Genomic DNA, 26,258 nt, shown 5'->3' with positions numbered 1-26,258 from the left:
AGGAAACCAATTACCTTTCGTTAGGATTGTTGTCACGCTACGTTGTATATTGTAAAAGTTGGTCAGAAATGACCAAAATCATTAACCATTGTTCACTACAAACCTCGCTTTTAAACAAGCGGGGTTTTTTTATGCGCAAGAGGGAAAGTGGGGAGAAGTTAGGAAGAGATTTCTAATGAGACATAATGTGGGGGTGAATCTACAAACCCCCGCCCGAGTTAGGGTGGAGGGGTGTGGCTCGTGGGCTTCACGAATTTCCTCTATAACACAACCTATCGTTTTTGAAAAGAACCTTGATCGCTTCGGAAATTTTATTCTAAATCTTTTCACCTTTGCACCATATTGCACGGTGATGACGCAATGCAGAGCATAGGCGCTAGTTTAAAGGCGACTATACTTTATTTTAAATGGTGTTTTTCGTTCTATTATACTCCTGCTTGCATAAATTATTTTCTGATAGTTCTGTATTAATAAAAGTAAACGAAAATATTTCTATGATTCCATATTACACTTAGTAGTTTCCCACATTTGCGGAAATCCACTATTTCGAAATGGTTTGTGTCATGCGAAAATGCAATCATGAAACGAATAGTTTACCTTGTATTCAGTTTTCTCCTATTGACGATTCAATGTGCGAATGTTCAAACGAGATCAGAAGATCGATTTTACAATCTTTATTACCAGGTTGCAATAGGTAATACGGAAAGAGTCAGACAACTAATAAATTTAGGATACGATATTAATAGTCCTGAAGACACATTCGAAAGACTAACACCTCTTATGATAGCTTCTAAAGAAGGTCACACTGAAATTGTATCACTATTAGTTTCCGTGAAAGTCGAATTAAATGCAAAAACCAGAAACGGACATACTGCCCTAATGATGGCATCTTATAATCGTTATCCGAGAATAGTTAAGATATTACTCGATGCAGGAGCAAATCCTAATTTAGTCACGAATGAGGGTCACACTGCCTTGTCTGAAATTCTCTTTTCCGAAAGGGAAGAGATTGTTAGGTTGTTAATGGAGAAAGGTGCTAAATGAAGATTCTCCATTTCTCTCCGAGTTTATTCATTTCATGTTTATTTTTGTTGTTGTTTGTTAGATGTTCCAATACATTTTCCAATCATTCGATCGATAGTTGTAGGCAAAAGTGTGTTTCTGACCAATCACTTTGTTATATTATCACTATGCAAAGTTCCTCTACAAATACCAATCAAGTGAATCTTACCTGTCCTGTCCTTTATATGGGTTGTTACTCCAGTTGTGATTCGAAATATCATTCTTCCTCATCCCGCGCTACTACCTCCAATCGGTCAGGTAGTCGTTCTGGAGGTGGTGGTCATTCCTCGTCGGGAGGAGGAGGAGGGCATTGAGAAATTTGATCCCATCTTTTGAATTGGCACATCAAACAATTTCAGGAAAGTTTTTTTCTGAACAAATTTGATTCCGCCCTCTTTTTTTAGCTTCGTATAATAGATTGTCTGCTTTTTTTATTACTGAATCGGCCGTTGTTTCTTTTGAATTCATGATGGCAACTCCGGCACTTACTGAACATTTAATTTCTGTTTGGTTAACAGATAATCGTATCAATGAAATTAAATTTCTGATTTTTTCTGCTACTATTTCAGCCCCATCTAAATTTGTATCTGGAAGAAGAACGATAAATTCTTCTCCTCCCCACCTAGCTGAGAAATCTTGCTTTCGAAGTGAAGTTTTTAAAATAGACGAAAATTCCTGTAAAACAAGGTCTCCGATATCATGTCCATAATTATCATTGATGCTCTTAAAATGGTCCAAATCAAATAGTATAAAAGAAATTGGATAAGTCCCATTGCTCCTTTGTTTACGAGCAATTTCAACTTCCAAATTAGAAAGAAAGGATCGACGATTTGATAATCCTGTGAGTGGATCGGTCATAGCTATCGCTAATAGTTTTTCGTTAACGTCCGTTAGAGAAAAGAATAACTTCGAGACAATCTGATTTACTATAAATGAGCTGCCACCAAGCAAAATAGAAGAAATTAATATACTTAATAGAGTCGGTTTAATTGGAGGCATTAATATATTGATTAAAGGTAATACTTCGTAATAGACTAAAAATCCCATGGAGCTAAACAGAAGAGTCGCTAGAAACGCATTATATATTCCATAATTGCGGTCGAGAGACATACTGCTAAGAGCAATGGAGCCTAAGTATCCCAAAATAAAAAACGAAGTAATGTGTCCGGTTCCGTATGCAAGAACAGTCAGCCAAATCAAATCGAAACTTGCTGGAACATATCCGCTCCACCAATGATTCTTTTCAACTAAGATTTCAATTTCAATGAGTGCAAACCATAGAACTGAAAATAGAAGATGAATGGAACCTATAATTACAATCCACGGTAAATGAAAATAGTAAAAGACTAAGACCATAATTAAAGTATAAACACAACGAGCCAAATTCGCAGTTTGGAACTTTTCGGATCGTGAGATTGATTTTGTGCTTATATTTTGGTTCGAACTTGTTGTATTTTTTGAATTTTTCACCAAACTGTTAATTCCTTAAATAAACTTATTTATTCAATATGTTTCATAAATTGAATCGTTGTAAATCAGAATCAGTTAATAAAAAAATGAATTAAACTTAGGATAGGATCTTAAAGGTAAAGTCAAGGTAAATTTGATTAGTAATTCTGGTCTTCTTTGTTATCTATAAATTCTGATTTTCTGGAAAATAATATATTCGTTTTGAGTTATGTAAATTGTTCACAAAAGTTAAATCTGAATTTATAATCGAGTCAGATTTATTTATTCTGATTCCTCCTCTCCTTTTATTTCTTCCTCTTCTTTGATAGCGCAGTTCATAAATGGAGTTAATTCTTCTTCGGTAATCTGTTCTTCAGCCAATCGTTCCAGTTCATCTAAAATATCCGCTCGCCTAATTTCACAATAATACAGGGAGCCTTTTTTAGATGTGAGATCAAAATACACTGCTTCTTGGTCCTCGCCAAAACTAGAACGACCCATTCTTGGATTCCCTTGGCATTCTGTATCGGAAATCATACATTCTAGTAAGTGAAAGTCCATTCCCCGAAATCTAATTTTGGTACTAAAATCCTTTTCAAAGGCAGAAAAATGATAAGGTTTGGAAATTTCTTGTATTCCAATATTGTAATAACGAATGTCATACGGATCATTGCTGAGCGAACTTCGATTCACCCATCCAACAGTATGATTGTATTCTATTTTTACGAAACCATTTTGCTCTGACAACGGGTTTGTATTTTCTTTTACAGCGAAGAGGGTATTTTTTGGGACAATTCCGACTAGGGGTGAATTAGGATCTGCTTCTTTTGATAAAATTATAGTCTGCAATCCAAGGGTCCGTAAACTCTTGGAAATATCTAAGTCGAATCGACTAATTAATATTTCCTTACCCTTCCAAAAACCTTTGTAATAATAAACATTTTTTGAAATCTCAACTTCTAAAAAATTTCCGGCTTTGTCTTTGAGGAGGGTGATTTGGTCCAAAGGCGCTGGGCCATCATTATCAATAATTTCCTTTTGCCAATTGCGAGCGTAGATGGCAATCGCTTCAGAACTTATATATGTGATTATACAAGAATAGTTTTTGGGACAGGTTGTCGTAACCTTTTTCTTCGGCTGATCTGATCCGTAAGCGAATGAAAAAAATAAAAAGAAAATAAGGAATTTTGCGTGTGATTTCATTCTAAACATTTCTGACTAGTTTCCCTTTATGATTCAATCCATAGCCCAATTCATAGAAAATAACTCTGTTCCCATGCCATTCATTCGGTAAAATTGTTCCCTAGTATTTTTATAATAAAAGAGGTGATCGTTATTTCGTTTTCGAATCTAAATGGCATAGGTGACAATCGTTTCTAAAGAAATCCGTTACTATTGTAATTTTAAGAACAAATTGTTGATTACATTCTTTCCAATTTCATGATTTACATCCCGTTTATCATTGAATAGATAAATGAATAGCGGGATGATTCCAAAAATGTATTTTTACTTTGAGTGAACGTAAATGATTTTGTTTGTTTTCCTGAATGATATACATCAATATCCCAAACTTGATTCCGTTCTGCTATCCCAGGAAGTAAGCCGAATGTGATTCCCATAAAGAAGGAACTCATTCCTGTGATCCAACCATTTTGGTAGGTGTTACCAGGGAAAACATAGATGTCCAGATGTGTTGTTTCTTTTTTATCGCCGGCATTTATTTTTGTAACTTTATCAAAGAGATTCGTGTTTTTTAAATTAGTTTCAACGATGGTTTCAAACAATGCTTTATCGTCTAAATCACTAGTGTTGATAGTAAAAGACAATGGGCCTGTTTTGGGAGTCAACTTTTCATTTAATCGATTTGGTAATTCCTTACCCATATAGGAGTAACAACCCACAAATAGGTAAGTGATACTGACTAGCGATAGTATTGTTTTTAGCATTTTCATATCCTCTTTTTTGATTCAAGTTTTGTTTTGTGTTTAGGCCAAGTCATGTCAGATTTTGAACGGAATCATTGTGCGCCAGTGATTCCTTCGTAGTAAAAGCAAACTCGCGAGAGGGATAGTAAGGGCGCGTTAGCGGTCGCAAACGGCGACCGAAGCCCTGGATAGCCCGACCCCAAGGAAGAGAAAAGATCATTCCTAGTTAAAAAACAAAGGAGATGGAGAACGGTTGTTTGGGGACTCGCCCAAAAACCCGATTGTATACAAGGAGAAACTCGTGAATCGGATAACGAAGGACATTCGAGTTGATTAGGGCCAGGAAAAATCTGTGCGACGAAGTTCGACACCATTCCATAGTAAGATCTTACCGTCTTCTTTGATCGTAAAAGTGTAAGTAACCCCCGTGGCATTGCGGATAGTCACCGTGCCGGCTGAGACCGTATAGGTGCCGATGTTTTTTAGGTCAGAGCCAGGTAAAATATAAGTCACTTTTTCCGGCGCGAAATCGATTCGTCCCGCTTGCACCGCACCTATGATTCTCGGTTTCTGCGCGCTTTCTTTCGGTTTACCTTCATAACTTTTTCCCGCGAGATCAAGCGATGTGCAATGTGTGCAGAAAAAACCGACAATGGTAAGTAAAAAAATCCGGATAGCCATATCGTATGTATCAGAGTTATTTTTTGTTTATCGTCAAGAATCTTTTTTACTTTGTAAACCCCTGATAAACCAAATCCATTTTACTTTAGGCTTTACTTCTTCTATTGATTATAAAAAATTTTACGAAATGCAAATCGCTTCATTTGCTGTCTGAGAAAAGTGGGAATTACTATGAAAAACGTTGCCATCATATTTGTGGTTTGCCTGATCATACAAGGCACCGCCATTTTTGCAAGCCAGGGCGGTAAACGCATGAGCTTCGCCAAACCGCCCGCGCAACCCACAGTCGTCGCTCGCTCCGTCGAAGTGAAAGGCACCCGCTGGAAAAACGGTAAGACGATACGGATCCTCTTTCTCGGTGGCACGAATGCCGAACGCCAAGCTGTGCGCCGCTTTGCCGTCGAATGGACGCGTTATGCGAATCTGAGTTTTGAATTCTTTGACTCTGCCCCGCAACTCCGGGGACAAAAATCCGACATCCGTATTGATTTTGTGCCCGGTGACGGCGCCAATTCGGCAATCGGTAACGAGGCAGAATATTTCGAGCAAGATGAACGTACGATGAATCTCGAATGGATCGATAAATCTACCATATTACACGAGTTTGGTCATGCTCTGGGTTTAGACCACGAACACCAGAATCCATCCAACAAAACAGCATGGAACCGAAAGGCAATTTTTGCCGAACTGTCAGAGCAAGGATGGACGATGGAAATGGTCGACGATTTTGTGATCAAGCCGCATGACCGCAATCTCGTCAATTTCAGCCAATACGATCCCTTATCAATTATGGTTTACTCGTATCCCGCTTCATGGACGTTAGATGGTTCATCGGTAGAAGCGAATGAGGAACTTTCCGAAATGGATAAGATGAATATCGCAAAAATGTATCCGGGTAAAGTTTCTTTGACTGAAGAAAATATAACTCCTGTCATTCCGGTTGCCCAATCTCAAACAATATCGGGAGTTTCTGAAATCAATTGCCAAAACGTAGCGAATACGCCGGAGAAAGTGTCTGGCGCAAGTTCGTTCAGTGTTGAAAATAATACGAAAGAAATTCTTACATTATATTGGTTTAGCGCGGGTAAAAAAACCAAGTATGCAACGATTCGTCCTAACGCTAGGTATGAACAAGAAACCTATGTAGGCCATCTTTGGGTCATTGATTCTAATTCCCAGTGCAAACTGGCCTTCACCACCACCTCAAAATCGAAAGGTAAGGTTGTGCTTGGTAAACCGAATTGATTCGTTTGTCCGTTTGCTTTCCTGGCACCGATATTCCAGAGACAAATCTCTTCCTCAAAACCCTTTTATTGAAAATAGAGGGAAGAACTTTCTTTTTTTGGAACCAAATGAGAACTGACTGGGACATTTGAGTGTATGAATGACAAATCTTATATTGAGCTTTTTCAACGGGCAAAGTCGGGTGATTTGCGCGCTTGGACCGTTTTACAAAATCGATTTTCCCGTTTTGCTATCAAATTTGCATCCAAGATTATCAATGACGAAGATCTTTCGCAGGATATAGTTCAGGAATCTTTCTGGGACCTCTATCGCAATCTGGAAAAAATCACAACTCCTGCTGCCTTTCCTACTTTATTGAAAAGAAATCTGATCAAATACGGAGACCGCATTCTCAGAAAAAAGGAAAACCAAAATTTAGTCTTCGTGGATCCAAATCAAATCGATCAAAATGCAAAAGAATCAGATTCCTCTTATTTAGAAAAAGAATGTTTCGATACTATTTTAAAAAATGTAAATCAATTGGATCCAGCAGATCAAAAGTTAATCGAACTATACTATTACAAAAATTATTCCTTATCCGAAATTTCGATCTCCGAAGGAAAAACTTTATCTTTTATTAAAAAGAGGCATATCTATCTAAAGAAAATTCTTAAGAGCAGAATCGGTGAAACCTTTCGACCAGAAGCTTGTGCCACATATCTGATGGCAGCATAGGAGGATCTTTTGGAAGCAACTCAAGTTTATTCTAATGGGCAAATTGAAAACGTATATTTAGAACAACGAAAGGTTTTTCTCTGGGGGGAAGTTAATGATAACTCCGCCAGATATCTAATTGATCGATTTTTGTATCTTGAAGCATTAGATCCGACAAGACCTATTACTTTATATATTCATTCTCCCGGTGGTTCCACTTATGCAGGTTTGGCGATTCTCGATGTAATGAAGAGCCTACATAATCCTGTTTATACTATTTGTTTAGGGATGGCCATGTCCTTTGGTGCGGTTCTTTTGCTTTCCGGTGCAAAGGGAAATCGTTTTGCATACCCTCACAGTAAAGTATTGATCCACCAACCACATGTTATGGGCGAATTTAAGGGACCGGCAGAAGACATCCGAATTTTTGCCGAATCCGTTCGGAGGGAAAAAGATTTGTTAAACGAAATTATGGCAAAGGCAACGGAGCAACCACTAGAGAGGGTTATGGAAGACACGGAGCGAGATACTTGGTTTTCCGCGACCGAAGCTCTGGAATATGGGATCATTGATAAGATCATAGGGGATTGATCTTGTGGAGTAAGAGACATAATGTTGTGGCGAATCTACAAACCCCCGCCCGAGTTAGGGTGGAGGGGAGTGGCTCGTGGGAAGTGCGTTCTTCCCCTATATCCTAACTTCCTAATATTCGCAATCTATTCCCAAAATATCGAATTTTTATACCAAAAGTTTTCACCTTTTGGTATCTTTTAATCGCTACCTTCTACAAAGAAAATCATCATCCAGGAATTGTTTTTTTTAGAAAATCCAACGCGGTAATCCATTGGACTGCGTAAATACTGTTCGCAGATGTAACCAATTTGCCCGTCGGAGATACAAACCTTTTTAAAGTTACATGGTTCTTTTGGGTCTTGTTTTGAGTTTTCATCATATTCATTTTTAACAAATTCCCAGCTAAGTTGTGTTAGGATTGCTCCTTTTTTTGAAGGTTTGTTTCTAACATTGACTGTGTTTCCTATGATGAGCGAAGAGTTATATGAATCAACGGATTCCGGTGTTTGGTTAAATAAAAAAGGAGCCGACCAGATATTGTCTTTGAATGTAAATCCAAGATTTATGGTTTGGGAGAGCCGGTCCCAGAATTCTGGATTTTTCGGTTTCTTATCTAGTTTCCAGTATTTTAGAAATTTTGTTTTGCCCATCCCGTCTTCAGAAAATGCAAAAGAAATTTGCGGATCAATTATGGATTCTATGAATTTTACATTTTTTTCTTGGATGGCTTTTTCTAACTTTTGTTTGAAAGAGAAAAAATCTTTATCTTCTCGTGATGAGTCAGTCGGTTTTAAAAGTACTGGGTCGAAAGGTTCACAAGGCAGGAGTTGTTGGGAATAAAACGATGTGATTATAATGAATGTAACTACGATTTGGTGTTTCATTTAGTTTCTTATTTGATCCTTCGGTAATTTTGTTCATCATTGTCGAAGAATCGTAGAGAAAACAACTAAATTTTGAAGTTTTGGGATAGGGATTCTGAATTTTTGAAGACCACCTCCGCGAGATTGTATTAGATTCCTATAAAGTTCTTTATATCAATCCATCCAACTTTGCTTCTTTCAAAATTGAGTTCACTTGGTGTTGCATAATTTTCTTCAACTCCGGTGATTCTTGAAAAAAGGGCCATAGTGGGAGGAAAATCCAACCCATGTATATCTTGACTTCTGATTCTCTTGAATAAGATTTTGCTTTGCCTGTTTCATTGTTTCTAAAGGTAACTTCGGTTGCTATTTTATCATAACCAATACCTGGTATGATTCCAAAGGTTATGCCACTAATCACTGGCCCATACCCTGTATCCGCCTTCCTAGAATAAAATACCAATGCATAAATTTCGTCTTCTTTATCGCCTAGTTTCACAGATTTAAAATATCCAGATTCTTCAAATGCTAGTTTGATTCGTTTTGCGTCAGAAACTACGATTTCTGGATGGGCAATGAATGAGGGTGGATAAATCGTAATGGATTTCGAAGTTGGGCTTTGTTTTAAACTTTTCATAAAAGCCTCATCGACTTCGGGCAATTTGTTCGCAAATGTGATGCAGTTTGTGAATAATGTAAGAATAATAAAATAAAAAATAATTCTAAAGTAATGTTGCATCAGCAAAATCTAATGAATTACCACCTAATGACAAGTTATTTTTTGTTGACACTGTTGAATAAATCTTCTCATATAAGAAAATGTTTCCCGTTAAATCGATTGTTTTTAGAATTGTTTGTATTTTTTTTGTATTGCTCGGTTTGTCTTGTAAATCTACCACAGAACGTTTGTTTGATCCAAGGGATGCAAAGGAAGAGGGCAAAAAAACATTAGTCGGTTTTCTTCTTTTTGATGAAACGGAAAGAAAAGATATCCTGATTGCGAGTAGTTTTACCTATCTTCAATCATTGGATGGAGAAAATATCGAAATTTTCGAAATCGAAGAGATTGATGAAACCAAAGAAATATTTAAAGGTCAGTCCACGAAGAGTCCTTTTTATTATTATGAAGAAGAAGAAAAATCTTATGTTTCTTACTCACACTCATCAAAAAAATCAATGTTCAACCCTAATGTGTTAAACGGTGATAAAGAATATTTGGTTAGGGAACTCAAGTGGGTAAGGAGTTGCGGTGACAAATGTAGAATGAATATGAATTCTCGTTTAAATCCTTTCAAAAGCCATAAAACACTTAAAATTAAAGGTGCACCTGGAGAAATAGTTTTTTTAGGGATATTTACAATAAAAACAAAAGTAATTCCTTCTTCTACTTCCTTATTTTCAAGCTCAGCAAACTTTACCATTGAATTCAATCAAATCCTTGATAACTCAGAGTTTTACCAGAGACGGATAGATCCAGACCAAGAAAAACAGATATTTGATTTGAAATTTGGAAAAAACCAGCGGTCTGCGGAAATAAGATTTTTACAATCCATAGTGGAAATGCAAAAAACCGGTTTTTGGCATGCGAAAGCGAAACAAAAATTACAATCTCTCGAAAAATGAAGTGAACCAAATTTACTTTTTATTCTAGAAAATGAGTCTAAATTCGAATTCATTTTCTGGAGAGAAGTATTTGAAATATTTACCTTTTTATCTTTTATTATTTTTTACATTTTCCTTCGTTCAATGCAAAGCGTTCGGAAAGGATCCGCACGGAACACACCTTGAGAAAATAAAAAAATCCACTCACTTTGATGAAACCAGAGAGCAGTTCGTAAACCGCAGGCCCGATGTCATAGAAAAGATGAGGGAAGGACAAAACTACTTTTCCTTATTTTTTAAATTCTTCTTTGGTGGGGATAAAAACCAAAAGCCGGATGTTAAATTGCCGGAAGAAAAACCTGATTTTGAAGAGTTTTTAAAACCGGATGGAAGTATTAAATTCATATGGTTTGGACATTCGACTTTTCTCGTAAACATTGAAGGCAAAGTATTATTTTTTGATCCTGTGTTTTCTGAATCGGCGGCTCCTTTTAGTTTTATGGTCAAACGATTTCAAGATGCTGTCGTGAAATTGGAAGAATTACCAAAGATTGATTTTATCATCATATCCCATGATCATTATGATCATCTCGATATGCAGACAATCGAATTTTTTAAAACTAAAAATACAAAATTTTTAACTCCTCTTGGAGTCACTTCGCACATGAAAGAATGGGGGATTCCTGAAGATCGCCTAATGGAACTAGATTGGTGGGAAAGTATCGACTTAGGGAAAGTAAAAATTGTTTGTACCCCCGCTCAACATTTTTCTGGTAGGAGTGGTACGAATGGGAATAAAACACTTTGGTCTTCTTGGACAGTGATTGGAGAAAAAGAAAGATTCTATTTTAGCGGAGATTCTGGATACGATGTCCACTTTAAAGACATTGGGGATCAGTATGGTCCTTTTGATTTAACATTTATTGAAAATGGGCAATACAATTCTATGTGGGAAGCTGTGCATGTTTTACCCGAACAGACTGCAAAGGCTCATATGGATTTGAAAGGTAAAAGACTTGTGCCAGTCCATTGGGGAATGTTTAATCTTGCCTTACATAGTTGGTATGAACCAGCGGAAGCACTCGAGAAACAAGCAGAGATTTATAAAATTGATCTCCTCACTCCCAAGTTTGGACAACTCGTCAAAATTCGGGAGCCCAATCTAATGGAGAGATGGTGGAAAAAGCTAATAGGATCAGAATGATTCCAATTTAAACAATGTTTTACGAACCAATAATATAAGGATTTTGATTTTTCTAGACCATTCGTAGCAAAATTTTAGACAAATCAATCATGAAAGTGGCTGGGGAAGCTTGAAAACCCAGTCGTTGATTTTGTTACTAATCTTCGTTAAATGCAAAAATGCGGTTTGACAGTCCATTAGTAAATTCGAATCATAAGGATTAAAATTTACTATGGTGTCCCAAAAATGAGAAAAATCTATGGTTCCGTTCTTTTTTCCAGTTTGCTTATTTTTTCCGCAATCGGTTGTACTCCCGAAAAGGAAAATAATGATTCCCTTTCCTTACTTTTACTTGGTGGCTTAGCTTCGTCGGCCAACAGTACGTCGAGTTTAGGATGCCAAAATAAAACACTCAATTGGACAATTCAAACTCCGGCGGAAACAAACACATGGTCCGCAGTCACATACGGCGACAAATTTGTTGCGATTGCTACCAATGGAACTACTCCATCCATGTCTTCTCCCGATGGAATCACTTGGACAGGACATACTACTTCAACAGTAGGTTCATTTGTTTCCATATCTTATGGAAATGGTATTTATGTTACAACTTCTCCCTCTGCGACTGTTAAGGTAATGTCCTCTCCAGATGGCGCCACTTGGACAGATCGTAATTCTGCAAATAATAACCAATGGAGGGGAGTAACCTACGGAAATGGTCAATTCGTAGCTGTGGCCGGAAATGGAACCAATCAAGTGATGACTTCTCCCGATGGAATCACTTGGACAGGACGAACCGGGGTGGAAACTAATACTTGGATTTCAATTGCATATGGAGCCGGTAAATTTGCGGCTGTAGCTTTTGGTGGTACCAATCGGATTATGACTTCTCCTGACGGGATTACTTGGACAGCACAAACGGCACCTGTAGGTAATACTTGGATTTCCGTAACTTATGGAAATGGTCAATTCGTAGCTGTAGCTAGTGGGGCTGTTTCGAACCAGCTGATGACTTCACCTGATGGAATTACATGGACGGCACAAACAGCAACGGAAGCTAACACATGGAGTTCGATAACTTATGGAAATGGACTTTTTGTTGCAGTATCGTCAAATGGAACCAATCGGATAATGACATCACAAGACGGAATCAATTGGAAAGCTCAGGTAACTCCTGAACAAAAATCTTGGAGCGCCATTACATTTGGAAACAATCGTTTTGTGGCAGTTTCTAGTGATGCTGGAACTTCTAAGGTAATGACTGCTAGTTGCGATTGAATTCGTAATTTTCCGTCGGGGTCCAATATAAAAGTTTAATCTAACAAAAGTTTATAACTAAAATCCAATGTCCGAATAGTCTGGGTTGGATTTTAGTTTTTATACATTCGATCTTATTTTCAAAAAAGCATCATCTGTAATTGAAAAGACCGGTAGATATCTCACTGGGATTTAAAAAAAATACATTAACTAATTGGTGGTCTTTGAATTCAATACCCAAAGAAGATCTATTCCATTCGTCCATCCTGTGGAAATTTATGATATGGAATGATCCTTTAGAAAAATCAGATTTAATTTTTGTTTTGTGTAGTCATGACATTCGAGTGGCAAGTTATGCCGCCAAACTTTGGAAAGGAGGTTTTGCCAGTAGGATTTTGTTTTCCGGTGGGGTTAACTTTTTTACAAAAGATATTTTCCCATCTTCGGAAGCAAAATCTTTTGCAGAAAAGGCCATTGCAGAAGGTGTTGATCCTAAATGCATTTTAGTAGAAGATAAATCGACGAATACGGGAGAAAACATCCTGTATTCTAAACTTCTGTTAGCTGATTTGGAATTGATTCCAAAAAAGGTCATCGTGATCCAAAAACCTTCCATGACTTTAAGGGTAAAGTTAGCATTGCAAAGACAATGGCCGGAACTCATACCGATTCTCGCATCCCCTGATTATCCGTTTTTAGACGCTCCTCACAAATTCCTCTCATTGGAGTTATTCATTCATGAACTCGTTGGTGATTTTCAAAGGTTATTTGAATATCCCAAGAAAGGATTTCAAGACTCTGTAGAAATTCCAGAGGAAGTGATGGCATCTTATGATTTTCTAATGATGAGAGGGTATAGATTGCATTTGATTAAAAGATAGGTAGCTGAGTGAGGGGGAATAGGTAAGGGATAGAGATTCGAGGATTGGATTCTTTTGGATGAATTTTGTTTGGGGGAGTTGTGGGTGGTGTCTGTTGGGAAAAGGTAACTCGCTTACTTTCGTAAGTTGCTCGATTTAGAAATTTGTGGAAAAAAGCCATTCAGTGTGGAGTGTAAGTCCCTGTAAAAGGTAAGTCACTTACCTTTTTCCATTAGTTTCGATCTACACTTTCTTTCCTTTGCGCATTGATTTCTATCGAAAGTAAATTACCAAAGTGAGGGCCTTTCCAAAGTAATTTGATCACAAAATAAAATGATTTCCCCAATCAATGAAGACCAATGGTGAATCTAGGCGAATCGAAAATATTGCAAGGTCACGAATTGAGAAAAATTTCACTCTCTTTTATACAATGAAACTGTTAGTAATTCCTGGACGATTTTTTTGTTATTCAAATCGAATGATAATATTGGGATCACCGGAAATGAGTTTTACATAGTATCCGTTTTTTGAGGGTGGTGGGTTAGGGCGGTTGTCAGAAATAAAATCGGAATTCCATAAATTAAATTTTAATTCAGTAGCGATTGCCGTGATGGGAGTTCGGTCCTATGTATAGGATGGTGATGTAAGACAGTTTGAGCTAGTGATCCAGGATACTTCCGTATTTGTCGCTTTTTGTATAAAAAAGGAATGGTGGGATACTGAAGAAGGACTAGTAGTGACTCCTTCTTGTGAAAATCGAAACCATTTCTGTTCGTCTAACTTTAATTCTAACTTGTATGATTCTCCCTTTTTTAATACCAAAGAAGGGTATTGGCAGGAGTTTGAATAATAATCATTCGCAAAATTGATAACAAATAATTGGACTAAAGGATCTGGTTTCACTCCGAGTTCCTTTTCTCCGCAAGAGCTTAGGAATAAAAATAGAATCAAGATAGGTTTAGAAAAGAAAGTTGAAGTGATATCAATTAAAAAGTGATTTTTTGTATTTTTCATCAGTTTTGTCGGATGGTTACTGTTGTTTGGTTCTCGGAAGTTAATTCTAAATGATAACGGTTGCGCTCTGGAAATTGTAAAGAGTCATATTCTATTTTAAATTTTACTTCTGTAGGTGTTTCTGTATAGGGAGTCATTCCCGCACTAGGTGGTGATGAAAAGTTTTTACAAGATCTCCAAGCCTTTAATAGAATCGAAGTTGAACTATCCTTTGTGACGGTGAGAAAATAATCTCTCGATTCCTCCTGTGGTTTCACATTCCCTCTCGGTGAAAATTGAAACCAAGATGTATTTCCCTTTTGTAATGAGATAGGATAGTCAACTCCCTTTTCGACTGTAAACTCAGCCGCTGGACAATTATCGATCATTCCAGGCAAAACACCCATGTAAAAAGTAATCAAAACATTATCTCGGTATATCCGTTCAGATTCTTTATCATCACATTTGGGGATGACGACGAGAAGCAAAACACCAAGACAGATCCTGTTGAAAATTTTAATTGTATTTTGTATTAATTCAAATTTTAGAATATGCTTTCTATTCTTTTGCACAAACAGTATCTAAATGACTATTTTTTGTTTGTCACTCACAAAACCGCTGTTTGTTTTAAAAAAGCCAAACAGTTTTTGTATTTTGGCTTAAACAATGTTCAGAGAAAAATCATAATGTTTATGGCATACGCTTATAAATTCCACGTTCTATTTTGATGGAATACCTAGCCAAAAAATCCGGCATCACAAAACCTTGCTTTTGGCATTCGGAAAACACCAAAGTCTTTGCATTGTCTAAACTTCCTTGGTCTTTCCAGATAGCAATGGTTACAAACTGGATTCTTCCGTTTTCCTCCCGGATGTATGTTTCATCACCCAAAAATCCGTCTATGGTTTTGATCAAGTCACGGTTGATTTTCACTCGTTCTAAAAAGGGTTCTTTGGATTCTTTGGGGAAATCGAATCGATCGATAAGAATTTGGTTCATTGTTTCCTCTTATGTTTTTGGGGTTTCGGTAACCCGGTTATACAATAGGATACAGTAATCTAATGATAAAAAATTGTAAAAAATCAGAAAAGGAAATTGGATCACCAGTTTTGTGGGTGTTGGAAAAACTCCTTGGGCGACTGACCAGTATAAAGTTTGAATTCTTTGTTTAGGTGGGACTGGTCAAAGTATCCTGCTAAGTAAGCCAGATCGGTTAGATTTTTTTCCCGGGAATGGGATCTTATGACCGACTGAATTCTTAAGAGACTTGCGTAATGTTTGATTGTAGTTCCAATCGAGGTTTTAAATTTTTTTTCTAATGAATCTAGGCTAATGGGAAGACCCTGTGTTAGATCTTTGATCTTTATATTCCCTTTATGGCTTTGGATTTTGAATAAAGTTTGTTTGATGATCGGATCTATGATTCGATCTTTTCGATTCTGAAGTAAAAAAGTCTCGATTAAAGAAATTCGCCCTTCCTCTGATTTGCAAACAAATAGTTGTTCTTCGATTTTTCGAACTAAGGATGTCGGGATTAAATCTTCTAAACTAACGGTTTTCCCATAGAACTCAGAAATTGGTTCTTTGAAAAATGCATAAGCGCCGATTTCCGTAAGGATGACAAGTAGGGCCGAAGAATTTCGGGAGTAGATGATCTTCCTTGGTGACTTTCTAAATCCAGCAATGCCAGCGCGAGGTAAGTCATAGAGTGTATTTGTTTCTTCGGATCGTAAGTTTCCGCTCAGTTGGAAAGATAAAACAAGATTTGAATTCGGAAGGATTCGGTTCTCGATTCCTCCTTCCGATTCTATGATTAGATATTTTTGAACGTAAGGTTCTAAAGTTTTACATGGAAGAAAACTATAAACTTCCATGCTCATAAACGGTAATTATGAATCTCACTACTCATGTTTTTGCGGTTTTACAGATATAAAAATTGGATGTTCCGATATATTTTTATCGCTGTATTCTAAGAAGGAAGGAATTCCTAATTTGGAGTCCATCGAAAAATATAGTGCAATTCCATTATATTGGCGAGTTTCTTTTGGCTGTAATGATAGTTTGGGACTCAAATTTTGCATTTCACCATTGGGACCTGGAATGGATTCAATGGGAGAAATATTTGTGTTCTCAACTTTTAAGATAAAACTTTTAGAATCTAAAGTTACGATTTTGTCTGTTTTGTTTGCAAAGTGAATGATTGTTTTGCAAATTTTTTTACCTTTTGCTGAGTTGATTGTTTGTCTATAAGCAAATAACAATGATCCTCCGCATTCAATTTCCCTAACTAATTTCAATCGGAAGGGTAAGTTGAGTTTGTCGATTTTTGTTGAGTAAGAGCTAACAGCAATTTTTTTCTCTTTTATTTCTTCCAATCCTGAATGGAGAGAATATTTAATAATGTTCTGTAGGAAAACGCTTTCATTGGATTCAGTGTATCCAAAGGGAAATAAAAACCAACTCCTCCATTCCGACAAAACTGGAGATTCAATTTTGGTAAGTGTTGTTTGTTGGCCATTTGAGTCGTGAATAATGGGTGTCACATGTAATTGAAAATTTTGTTTTATCGGTAAAATTCCTAATGTAAGCACCCCGAATATATTCATAACGATTGGAACTGATGACTGTCGGTAGCTATATTGTAATTCTAATACATTCTTTCTTTCTACACCAAAATGTTCTTGATTGTAGTCGAAACCATCTTTGTCTCCAAAATTGTCGATTAGGACAAATTGTTCGTTCGATTTATTTTCTTCAATGATTTCATTTTGTATCAAAGTGAGAATTATTTCTTGTTTCGGTCGATATATAACTTTTGGATCTAATTCCTTCTTAGTGATTAAGATTCCTAATTTATCCAATGAAGATGTGTTTTGTTTTATCGGCAATGGATCTGGGATCGCTATGAAAGCACAGCCAACGCTTGTGAACAAAATTAAAGTGATAACTTTTAAAGTGTGAGAAAACGAATGTTTTGTGGGAAATTGTTTATAGACTTTCATTGAAGAGGAAAACCACCAGAAGTATTGGCAAATGGTTCCCTTTAACCAATGGATTGTCAAGAGACAATTTTGAGAACCCCTCTGGTAAAAACATAGATTTCTCTTCGATTTTTTTGTAAATTTCTTTCGTTTGACAATTTATAGAGCAATGAGAACTCTCTTTTCCAGAAGAGATCTCTCCCCTTGAAGCCCCATGAAACGTTAGCCCTGATTTGGTTTGGTCTTTGTACCCATCTTCTTTTCCTTTCTTGTAAGTTACCAGGTTTAGAAAACGGATGTGACCCAGGCTCAGAATCTTTTCAGGATTTTTACCTCGCGCGAATTCTCGTCGATGATGATCGAGAGTTTTGCGGATCTGTTGCCCCCAATCGTTCTATTTGCGATATGGATCCACTCTCCATCATCCAACCCCGACGTTGGAAATATGTATCTGAGGAAATGAAAAAACAAGCCGCGCTCGGATCTACCAGTGTTAGCTTTACTACCTTTACTCCACCTTATACAGGTACGGCGAAGTGGCTTGGAGGTGTTCTTGCCGATAACGGAAAAATTTATTCCATTCCATTTAACCGTTCTGACTTTCTAGTTTTGGATCCAAATACAAATGAAACTTCCGTTGTTTCCACTGGAATCAGTGGAGCAGCACAATGGGAAGGTGGAGTATTGGCACCAAATGGAAAAATATACGCCATCCCGAGAGACTCCGATAAAATTTTAGTCATCAAACCAGAAACAAACGAAAGTTATACTTTGCAATCTCCGGAATCAGGAGTTGGAAAGTGGCGTGGAGGAGTGCTTGCGCCAAATGGTTTGATTTATGGAATTCCTTTGAGTTCTAGTAAAATCCTAGTGATTGATCCCAAAACAGACACTACCCGAACCATTGATTCTCCTTTGGTAGAACCCAATATGTGGGAAGGGGGCGTTCTTGCCCCGAATGGAAAAATCTATGCATTCCCGGTCATTAGTAATTATATTTTTGTCTTAGATCCTTATTCGGAACGAAGTTATCTACTCCCGAATCCCAAGGCATTCACTGGCACCAATAAATGGAGACATGGAGTTTTGGCACCTAACGGGAAAATTTTTGCCATGGCATCTGACGACTCAGATTTTTTGATCATCGATCCTATGAATGATTCTATGAGTTTATGGCCTTCGCCTAGCGGTGGGACAAGTAAATGGAGAGGTGGGATGTTGGCTGCCGATGGAAAAATTTACACAATCCCTGCAGATATCACCGATTTCATTGCGATTGACCCGATGACTCTTACGTCCACCACCTATAACTCAGGTATTTCTGGAGGAAATAAGTGGGGTGATGCAGTATTGGCACCTAACGGAAAGATATACTCTATTCCACATACAGATGATCGAGTACTTGTCATCGATCCACGAACGAATGGTAAACTATGTGCTAATCTATTGCGCAGTAGTTATTGGAATTTATACTAATATAATAGAATTTGAATCTTTCTAAAATTCAATTGACATAACTCATGAAAACACATACAAAATAACGATGCGATGGAAAGCGTCAGAGTTCTGGAAAAATGCATCTCCCACGGAACTATTAGACTTTTTCCAATCCATCGAACAGGGAGCAGATCTAAAATCTTTAGCCGATCATATGTTGGCGGAAGATGAATTTTGTGATTTGGTTTTTGAATATCTATGGCTTCTTCGTTCCGAGGAAGGTTCCAGACGTTTTTTGAATGATAACAACCTAACGCCAGAACTTTTGATGAAGTTTATCTATTTTGGATACGGAAAACAATTTTTATCGGGTAACTTTGATTCCAATTCCTATTTTTTACAAGTTAGGACCTTATTTAATTCGGCACAAAGTTTGCGAATTTTATCTCTAGCTGAGGAAATGGACAGAGATCCCACTTTAAAGATTCATCTTTTGTCCAATTTGGATCCTCAAACTTGGGAAGCTTATTTTGATATATTAGAAGAAAAGAATATGACGATGCAGACTTTGCTGGGAATATTTTCCAATCTTCGTGAAAATGAAATTCGTAAAATTTTGCTCAATAGTCATACACTCTATTATTATTTGCGAATGATGATGGTATCTGGAATTAAAAAGTCCGGCGAACAAACGCCAAAAGAAATGGAAAACAGAATTCGATTGGAATCCATATTGGAATCCATTCGAGTTTGGGAAACATTCTGTCAGAATTTGGGAGAACGATTTGATTTTAAGTCAGAGGCAGAACTTTCTCCAAACAAACGAGACCCAGATCGTCTATCGCTCGTATTACGAGAGTTAACCAAAATACCCACTTTAGACCGAGGGGATGTTTTGGTGTATATGAAAGCCAATGGTGCCGTTTTCGATGTTTGGGAAGAAACAACCATTATTTCAGCACTTGGCAATTATGATCGGGTCGGAAAGTATTTTTAAAGACTTTTGTCGGATAAAAAAATCTTCAAATTTAAGACACATCATCTAGATTCTTTTGTGACTAAGACTATAGTTCCAATGTGAATCCTACATTGATTTGACGAAAAGGCCCGGGTTGGATTCCCGTTGGCAATCTTCCGGAAACATATTGTTTGTCTTGGATGTTCTTTGCGTTAATAAATACGGACCACTTATCAGGAGACCGGTATCCAAAACTTGTATTCCAAAGTTCCACTTTGGGAATTGTACCTTTGTTCCCATCCTCTGATTCATCTTTAGTATTTAACAAATCAGAATATTGTTTTCCTATGTATTGGTATTCCAGCCGGCCATAATACCCTTGCGGTGATGAAACACTAATCGCCGTCGTTATGGTTTCTTTGGGAACGTAAGGTAAATAGTTTCCTGTTGTGTCTGTGGAAATGTATTGGTTGTTGTTGATTGTATACGCCGGCAGGATTTCTATTATTTCTCTACCATCACTGGTTTGGGATACAGGAAATGGATTGAAACTTCTGGATTTGGCTTCGATGCGAGAGTAAATCAATTCGATAGGCACTCTCCATTCTGAATTTTGCATTTTTGCTGGATCCCAAACAATCACAGATTCTCCGCCTGTATGGGTTGAATAACCCGTGTTTGCTGGTCGAATCCCTGCTTCTCCACCAACTTCGTTTACATTGATGATTTGGTCTCGGAAATACATTTTGTATCCAACAAGTTCCGTATACAAATAGGAAGTGATATCTCCTCTGACTCCCGTTTCATAATTGGTGGATGTTTCCGGTTTGAGGCGATAGTCATTGCCTTGAGGACTGAATGAAGTTCCAAAGGTAGGCGGGGAAAATCCCTTATGGGCTCCTGAAAACCAAATGAATTTCTTTGTGATATCATAAGTAACCCCAATTCCTGGCAGGATGATATGAGTTCTTGACTCACTGGAACTGCGACGGTTCACAGAAACATCATTGGGAATCACTGCACCTAACCGGTAATCTTCGGCAGTGGCTTGCCTTCTTGTTGTGATGGCTTTTTGTCTCACTTCTTCGAAACGAACTCCGGGTATGAGTTTCCAGTTTTCAGAAAGTTGGATCCGGTCCTGGAAATAAGCCGCAAAGGATTCGATCTTTCTTTCCTGTCTGTTGAGATTGAAATTGGGTAAAGCCGGTTGTGCGATGTTTGTGACAAGAGACTCTTCTTGGACAATGGCTTTTGTGAGATATCCTGAGGGATCATCTGTTTTTTTTAAGTTGGTTTGGGTTAGGTTATTTTCTCCATGAAGCCGAATCCCAAGGTCGGTTTCATGTTTGAGTCCCAAGGTAGAAAATTTAGATTCGAGTTTTGTTTCTACACCGCCGACCATAAAGGATTGGTCTCGGCTAATGTAAGACTCGCGCATATAAATCGTATCTCCGGGGCGATTTCCTATAATCCCAGGGGAGTAGGTGCGAAGTGTATCTTGTGGTGCATTGAGGTAACCACCTGACGAAGATTTGCCGGATAAAAAGTCTTGCCTTGCCCAGTTTCTTTCTGCCTGAGAAAAATATCCACGGATGATGAGATTATGGTCATCAGATAGTTTCCAATTATGAGAAATGACCGACTGGCCTCGGTTCAATTGTTTTTCATCATATTCTGCCGGATTGATTTTTGGATCCATCCGAAACAATCCTTGAGAGAGGCCTAAGTATGTGGATTGAGCATTCTGAACATGATAACCCAATTTGATCGTCGTGCTATGGTTTTCGTTCCAATCTTGGATCCATTTGACGTTCCCTTCTGTAACATCGAAATTTTGGTAATTCCGAAATCCATTTCCTTGTTTTCTGAGTAAGGATACTTCAAAAGAACTAGAGTTAAAAGTTTTCCCATAAGAATTGTATGTAGATAAATATCCATTTTCACCTCCCACATTTTTTGTATAGAAGGTGGATTCAACTGGTGGGCGTTTGGTGACAAAGTTAACAATCCCTCCAATGGTATTTGGTCCAAATAAAATGGAACCAGATCCTTTAATGATTTCGATCCTTTCCATTCTTTCAATAGAAGGAGAGTAATAACTTTCTGGTTGTCCATAAGGAGAGAGGGCAGTTAGAATTCCATCTTCTAAGATTAGAGTTTTTCTAGATTCTTCGTTACTCACCCCCCTAAAACCAATGTTTGGTGTGAGGCCTGCTGCATCCTGGAAACGAACGCTCGCACCGGGAGCTCTGCGTAACGCTTCCATGGGATCTGTGGGAGATGCTTCTTCGAGATATTTTTTATCGATGATATAAGCTGATCCTGGTATTTTTTTTAAGTCTTCCTTTTTGCTACCAATGACATGAATCCCTTCGTTTTTTTGCGGTTTTGTTTCTTTTTCTTCTGTATTGGATTGGGAATGAATCTTTAGATTCGCAGAAAAGAGTAAGAAGAAAACTAGAGTTGGTTTTACGCATTGATACTTCATCGAAGCAGTCCTTTTAAGGGAGAAAGATTAATTTTGATTTTCGTAAGATCTTCATTCGGTGAAAATAAAGGCCTAGATGGTTTCCCGTTGATGGAAACATGAGATTGAACATACACGGCTAGGTCTTTTTTTCCCGACCTTTCAAATTCTCTTTGTTGTAGATAATTGGCAAATTGTAAGATATGTTCCGGTTGGATGGTCATCATTCGATATTGGTAGTCGGTGAGTGTTTCTCTTGGATCGATAGATTTGCCATTCACAAAAAAAATAGCAGATCCCACTTTGTCTGCGACCATCACTTGCCATGAAAATTTGATGGCTTCTTCTGTCCAAATCACTTGTCCGGGATAAAAAATATGTCGGAAGGGAATCGTAACTTGTAACAGAAGATAGGTGAAGAGTGCGTATTCCTTGAATCGAAAGCCAGTGGCAAAACTTGATTCAGATCCGATGTCAAGGTTTTGGTTCGCCCGTTGGATTTCGGCTTCTTTAGATTTGGGAGTGCCCACTTTGTTTTTTAAAAATCGATGGATCAATCGAAGGGGCCAGTCCGGCGCAAAGAAAATCAAGGAAGAAAGACTCATTACAATGGGAAAAACTCCAATGGGAAAAAGAAAGGATGTAAAGGAGTGGAAGAATAGAACCACAAACCAAGCAAAGAATCGAAATCGTTTCGTACAAAGTAAAAAGGGAATACTTAAATCAAAGATTACGCCAATCCATGAAAAGGCATAAGCGGTAATAGGAAGGCCAAGGACGGGATCAAGAAATGTGAGTTTTCCTTCTGATTGGTACAACCAAAGTTTTAACGGTAGGGCTTCGAATAACCAATCGGGTTGGAGTTTGGCAACTCCTCCAAAAAAATAAATGAGTCCCATTTGCAAACGAAAAGCATAGAGCCAAAATTTGGGAATCGGTTTTGTTTGATTGACCCAATCCCTCCATTGCCATAGAGGAAGGTTTGACTTACTCACTGGTGATAACCATAATAAAAAACCAAGAAGCGAGATCAGATAATAATGATTTAGATAAATGGTGGCATCAGAGAAATGGAACCATGTAAATCCAATCGTAAATACAAAGAGATTGAATCTTAAAAAATACCCAAGAAAAATCCCGAAAGCTGTGATTAGCAGAACACCAAATAGTAGATAGGTGAAAGCAGGTGCTAAGGGATGGATCCATTCAAAACCAAAATGTTTGAAGAAAAAGCTGGGTTTGATAAAGTAAGAATGAATCCAGCCATAATAGAAATATCTGAAGATTAAAATGGTAGTCGCAAACCCATACCCAATCCTAAAAAAATGTAGGGAAAGAGAAGGGACTGGTTGGAGTAAGTTTTTAATCCCCATCATTTGAACTCACCCCGATGGTGCCGCCAAGGGAACTGATCACTTCTGTTGTGATGAGAACTCTTAGTTTTTTAAATTCATTTAACATCAGTTCGACGTCGCTACCACCTGTGGTAATGGCATTTTGGAAGGTCCCGTATTTTGTTTTTAAAGAAGTTACGGATGCACTTGTGGTTTTAATTTGTTCTTTGAGTCTGGGAACCACCGTTTCACTTCTAAGTCCTAAAAATCGGTAGAAGCCAACATCGCCCAAATCGGAGAGGCCTTGTAAGTTTTGTAAGAGGGAATCGAGTGATAAGTTGGCATACGGTGTTTCTACTTTTGTGATATCCTTCACACCTAAATTTGTGACCCGTAATCCTGAAGGTTCTGCAATTTTGATATCAACAATGGTATTACAAAAAAATACGATTTGGTTTGTCAGCTCCGTCAGTCCGTCTTTCGTATTCGGATAATCGCGACTTCCTTTTCCTGCATTAGTAAAGGAATAATAAAAGGAAGAGGTTCTAGATTTATCCCAATGGAAAAGGAGTAAACTCGTTTGGGTTTTGATATCTTGGATGAGTTTTGTGAGATAGGTTTTTCTATTGGTATCGGCAAATGCAGTATTCGTTGTTCCGACATTATCCTTAAAAAGTAAATACTCCACGGCATCCAGTCCGTCCACTCTGAGTCCGTTAGGTGCTAGATTCGAAGTGATTTTTGATTCAATGGATGTGGGGTCAATGGGAAAAGCTCTGGAAAAACTATCCAAGTATAAATAAACATTATAAGGAATATAAGCCGGTCCAAAATAAGCCCATTCTATTTGTCTGTAAGCAAAATCTGCTTCGATCCAAGCATTGCGAACCAGGTTTAAATTGGTAACATCGGGTGTGGCTGTATACGTAGCAGCAGCTGTTTGTAACGCCGATATCTTACTGTCTAAGTTGTTATATTTAGGAATGATTAGGTTGTTTGATATATCAGCAAGTAAACTGGAAGTAGTATAGGTCTTTAAATACGTATCCACCAATCCGAGAATTTCTGCTTTTTCGGAAGCCTTATCTGATTGGACGGCGCAACTATATAACAATAGATAGAATCCATAGATAAAAAATTTTGATAGGGTTTTCGTTACTTTCATAAAGATTTTAGAAAACTAAGGACTTTGGTTCTCGATTCTTTCGGGAGTTGTTTGTAATTGTTTTTACTTTGTTCTCCTTCCCCACCATGCCAAAGGATGGCTTCTTGCATGCCTCGCGCCCTTCCATCATGAAGTAAAAGTTCATGACCATTGACTCGTTCAATGAGACCAAGTCCCCAGAGCGGAGTGGTTCTCCATTCATTCCCTGTTGCTAAGAAATCGGAGCGGTGGTCACTGAGACCGTCACCCATATCATGTAAGAGCAAATCGGTATAAGGTCGTATTTCTTGGTTGGCAATTTCTGAAATGAAATGATTTCCCGTTTTCAATCTAGGGATATGACAAGAGGAACATCCAATCTGAATGAATAATTCTTTTCCCTTTCTTACATCTTCTGTTCTCCAACCTCTTCTTCCTGGCACACTGACTAAACTTGTATAGAATGTAACTCGCGCTAAACGTTCGTTTGAGATTTCTGGACTTCCCCCATTCCCCGAAGGACTTGCTGTACAAACCGATTGTCCAGTGGCACAGTTTTCACTCGGGAAAACAGGAGTGGTGAGTCCGATATCACCCAGGAAGGCACTGGCATTTTGATGGTTTAAATTCGGTTGGTTTGCTTTCCATCCAAACCTTCCGAGGAATGCTTTTGCTTGTGTTGTGTCCCAAGCCATGTTAGGTTTTCCAGAAATTCCATCTCCATTAGAGTCGCTTACATCAGCAAAGGACCTAATGGTTGCTTCGGGGATAGCTTCGAGGAGTCCAAGCCCCGGAAGGATGGGTGCCGTTCTTGGAGAAATCAAATAACTACCAGAGGCATTGTCCGTTGGATGATAAGGTTGTCCGGGATTTGCCACATTGATTTGAGTGGCACCACCTCCGACATTCCAAGTGATCGCATAACTTGGCTTACGGAGTGAATAACTTTCTCCATCAGGAAAATTTCCCGCTTCCTCTGTATACGTGATCACCACAGTTCCTTCTTTTGGAATTTGGGTTCCGGTTCCAAATTCCAAAATGCCTTCCGTATTCAATTGGGTACCGAAGTTGGTCAAGGGAAGTGGTCCGCCTGTCGTAGGATTGGATCCGGAAACACTCAATCGAAGGAGCATGGAACTAAGACTCGTTCCATCGGCGGGGGGTCGTCCTCGTCCATCTTTGACATGACAACCTTGACACGAACGGTTGTTAAAGACAGGTCCAAGTCCTGCAACAGAAGAATTTCCTGCAGGAAGCCAGGTGCGATTGAAGTTTGCATTTCCATCTTGGAAATCAATAGAACGTTTTGAATCCACCACATTGGCTGCTTCTAAATCAAAAGCAGACTCAGTGGAGTCAAACGTGGTAGTATCTCCACCACTGAATTGTTCACAAGGATCGTTTAAAAAATCTCCCGAAGAACATTGGGGAGAGGATAGAATAGCAGCAAGGATAAGGGCAGTCGTCGTCTTTTCATCATCATTTTTTTTGCATTGGAATATCAATCCGAGACTGATGATTAGGATAAGGTGTTTCAATTTCATTTTTCTA

General features: G+C 38.1%; 25 protein-coding genes. 10 read left to right on the top strand and 15 right to left on the bottom strand.

The features are described 5' to 3' along the window. The first annotated feature begins 579 nt into the window (after positions 1–579). Positions 580–1,044, top strand: coding sequence for an ankyrin repeat domain-containing protein (locus JWG41_RS16255; RefSeq protein WP_205270758.1), 465 nt, complete (start codon positions 580–582; stop codon positions 1,042–1,044). Between the two features lie 363 nt (positions 1,045–1,407). Here the strand turns inward: JWG41_RS16255 and JWG41_RS21265 are convergent, their stop codons facing one another. The 4 genes from JWG41_RS21265 to JWG41_RS16235 form a co-directional block, all read right to left on the bottom strand. After that, positions 1,408–2,532, bottom strand: coding sequence for a GGDEF domain-containing protein (locus JWG41_RS21265; RefSeq protein ID WP_332461302.1), 1,125 nt, complete (start codon positions 2,530–2,532; stop codon positions 1,408–1,410). Positions 2,533–2,793: 261 nt separating this feature from the next. After that, positions 2,794–3,714 carry an SH3 domain-containing protein gene (locus JWG41_RS16245; protein WP_205270759.1) on the bottom strand — a complete coding sequence of 307 codons (921 nt, stop codon included), beginning with the start codon at positions 3,712–3,714 and terminating at the stop codon, positions 2,794–2,796. 242 nt (positions 3,715–3,956) lie between these two features. Further along, on the bottom strand, positions 3,957–4,457 hold the full coding sequence (locus JWG41_RS16240) for a hypothetical protein (RefSeq protein WP_205270760.1): 501 nt from the start codon (positions 4,455–4,457) through the stop codon (positions 3,957–3,959). Positions 4,458–4,769: 312 nt separating this feature from the next. After that, positions 4,770–5,117 (bottom strand): hypothetical protein, encoded by a 348-nt coding sequence (locus JWG41_RS16235; RefSeq protein ID WP_205270761.1) that lies wholly within the window; start codon positions 5,115–5,117, stop codon positions 4,770–4,772. A gap of 171 nt (positions 5,118–5,288) precedes the next feature. Between JWG41_RS16235 and JWG41_RS16230 the strand changes: the two genes are divergently transcribed. From JWG41_RS16230 to JWG41_RS16220, 3 genes are all read left to right on the top strand, one after another. Continuing rightward, on the top strand, positions 5,289–6,362 hold the full coding sequence (locus JWG41_RS16230) for a M12 family metallopeptidase (protein ID WP_205270762.1): 1,074 nt from the start codon (positions 5,289–5,291) through the stop codon (positions 6,360–6,362). Between the two features lie 135 nt (positions 6,363–6,497). After that, positions 6,498–7,076 (top strand): RNA polymerase sigma factor, encoded by a 579-nt coding sequence (locus JWG41_RS16225; RefSeq protein ID WP_205270763.1) that lies wholly within the window; start codon positions 6,498–6,500, stop codon positions 7,074–7,076. Positions 7,077–7,085: 9 nt separating this feature from the next. Beyond that, positions 7,086–7,646 carry a ClpP family protease gene (locus JWG41_RS16220; RefSeq protein WP_205270764.1) on the top strand — a complete coding sequence of 187 codons (561 nt, stop codon included), beginning with the start codon at positions 7,086–7,088 and terminating at the stop codon, positions 7,644–7,646. Positions 7,647–7,825: 179 nt separating this feature from the next. On the opposite strand, the gene JWG41_RS16215 is transcribed toward JWG41_RS16220, so the two are convergent. Together JWG41_RS16215 and JWG41_RS16210 are read right to left on the bottom strand one after the other, a co-directional pair. Then, positions 7,826–8,512 carry an SH3 domain-containing protein gene (locus JWG41_RS16215; RefSeq protein ID WP_205270765.1) on the bottom strand — a complete coding sequence of 229 codons (687 nt, stop codon included), beginning with the start codon at positions 8,510–8,512 and terminating at the stop codon, positions 7,826–7,828. Between the two features lie 148 nt (positions 8,513–8,660). Continuing rightward, positions 8,661–9,128, bottom strand: a complete 468-nt coding sequence (locus JWG41_RS16210; RefSeq protein WP_205270766.1) for a hypothetical protein — start codon at positions 9,126–9,128, stop codon at positions 8,661–8,663. Between the two features lie 269 nt (positions 9,129–9,397). Here JWG41_RS16210 and JWG41_RS16205 point away from each other — a divergent pair, with 269 nt between their 5' ends. From JWG41_RS16205 to JWG41_RS16190, 4 genes are all read left to right on the top strand, one after another. Then, positions 9,398–10,114: a hypothetical protein gene (locus tag JWG41_RS16205; protein ID WP_205270767.1), complete on the top strand. Its 717-nt coding sequence runs from the start codon at positions 9,398–9,400 to the stop codon at positions 10,112–10,114. Between the two features lie 70 nt (positions 10,115–10,184). Then, on the top strand, positions 10,185–11,297 hold the full coding sequence (locus JWG41_RS16200) for an MBL fold metallo-hydrolase (protein ID WP_205270865.1): 1,113 nt from the start codon (positions 10,185–10,187) through the stop codon (positions 11,295–11,297). 225 nt (positions 11,298–11,522) lie between these two features. Continuing rightward, positions 11,523–12,554, top strand: coding sequence for a beta propeller repeat protein (locus JWG41_RS16195; RefSeq protein ID WP_205270768.1), 1,032 nt, complete (start codon positions 11,523–11,525; stop codon positions 12,552–12,554). A 257-nt stretch (positions 12,555–12,811) separates the two neighbouring features. Next, positions 12,812–13,414 carry a YdcF family protein gene (locus JWG41_RS16190; protein ID WP_205270769.1) on the top strand — a complete coding sequence of 201 codons (603 nt, stop codon included), beginning with the start codon at positions 12,812–12,814 and terminating at the stop codon, positions 13,412–13,414. Positions 13,415–14,017: 603 nt separating this feature from the next. On the opposite strand, the gene JWG41_RS16185 is transcribed toward JWG41_RS16190, so the two are convergent. The 5 genes from JWG41_RS16185 to JWG41_RS16165 all read right to left on the bottom strand — a co-directional run bounded on the left by JWG41_RS16185 (position 14,018) and on the right by JWG41_RS16165 (position 17,388). Beyond that, complete coding sequence (locus JWG41_RS16185; RefSeq protein ID WP_205270863.1) at positions 14,018–14,407, bottom strand: hypothetical protein; 390 nt, start codon at positions 14,405–14,407, stop codon at positions 14,018–14,020. Then, positions 14,407–14,808, bottom strand: coding sequence for a hypothetical protein (locus tag JWG41_RS16180; RefSeq protein WP_205270771.1), 402 nt, complete (start codon positions 14,806–14,808; stop codon positions 14,407–14,409). The genes JWG41_RS16185 and JWG41_RS16180 overlap by 1 nt, the downstream gene beginning before the upstream one ends. Positions 14,809–15,076: 268 nt before the next feature. Further along, complete coding sequence (locus tag JWG41_RS16175) at positions 15,077–15,385, bottom strand: antibiotic biosynthesis monooxygenase family protein (RefSeq protein ID WP_205270772.1); 309 nt, start codon at positions 15,383–15,385, stop codon at positions 15,077–15,079. A gap of 101 nt (positions 15,386–15,486) precedes the next feature. After that, positions 15,487–16,266, bottom strand: coding sequence for a helix-turn-helix domain-containing protein (locus JWG41_RS16170; RefSeq protein WP_232374036.1), 780 nt, complete (start codon positions 16,264–16,266; stop codon positions 15,487–15,489). Positions 16,267–16,287: 21 nt separating this feature from the next. After that, positions 16,288–17,388 (bottom strand): hypothetical protein, encoded by a 1,101-nt coding sequence (locus tag JWG41_RS16165; protein WP_205270862.1) that lies wholly within the window; start codon positions 17,386–17,388, stop codon positions 16,288–16,290. A gap of 183 nt (positions 17,389–17,571) precedes the next feature. On the opposite strand from JWG41_RS16165, the gene JWG41_RS16160 reads away from it, so the two are divergent. Continuing rightward, on the top strand, positions 17,572–18,843 hold the full coding sequence (locus JWG41_RS16160; RefSeq protein ID WP_232374037.1) for a Kelch repeat-containing protein: 1,272 nt from the start codon (positions 17,572–17,574) through the stop codon (positions 18,841–18,843). Positions 18,844–18,910: 67 nt separating this feature from the next. After that, the gene (locus tag JWG41_RS16155) at positions 18,911–19,801 is read left to right on the top strand and encodes an LBF_1199 family protein (RefSeq protein ID WP_205270774.1); all 891 of its coding nucleotides are present in this window, start codon (positions 18,911–18,913) and stop codon (positions 19,799–19,801) included. Between the two features lie 67 nt (positions 19,802–19,868). On the opposite strand, the gene JWG41_RS16150 is transcribed toward JWG41_RS16155, so the two are convergent. From JWG41_RS16150 to JWG41_RS16135, 4 genes are read right to left on the bottom strand one after another with little or no spacing between them, the layout of a single operon-like run. Next, positions 19,869–22,250, bottom strand: coding sequence for a TonB-dependent receptor family protein (locus JWG41_RS16150; RefSeq protein ID WP_205270775.1), 2,382 nt, complete (start codon positions 22,248–22,250; stop codon positions 19,869–19,871). Then, positions 22,247–23,602: an HTTM domain-containing protein gene (locus JWG41_RS16145; RefSeq protein ID WP_205270868.1), complete on the bottom strand. Its 1,356-nt coding sequence runs from the start codon at positions 23,600–23,602 to the stop codon at positions 22,247–22,249. The genes JWG41_RS16150 and JWG41_RS16145 overlap by 4 nt, the downstream gene beginning before the upstream one ends. Beyond that, positions 23,592–24,728: an imelysin family protein gene (locus JWG41_RS16140; protein WP_205270776.1), complete on the bottom strand. Its 1,137-nt coding sequence runs from the start codon at positions 24,726–24,728 to the stop codon at positions 23,592–23,594. The genes JWG41_RS16145 and JWG41_RS16140 overlap by 11 nt, the downstream gene beginning before the upstream one ends. Beyond that, a complete protein-coding gene (locus JWG41_RS16135) occupies positions 24,725–26,251 on the bottom strand; it encodes a di-heme oxidoreductase family protein (RefSeq protein WP_205270777.1) in 1,527 nt (508 codons plus the stop codon). Before JWG41_RS16135 ends, JWG41_RS16140 begins: the two co-directional genes overlap by 4 nt. Positions 26,252–26,258: the final 7 nt, after the last annotated feature.

It is taken from the genome of Leptospira chreensis (genome assembly GCF_016919165.1).
GTDB classification, from domain to species: domain Bacteria; phylum Spirochaetota; class Leptospiria; order Leptospirales; family Leptospiraceae; genus Leptospira_A; species Leptospira_A chreensis.
This window is presented reverse-complemented; position numbering and strand designations above follow the sequence as displayed.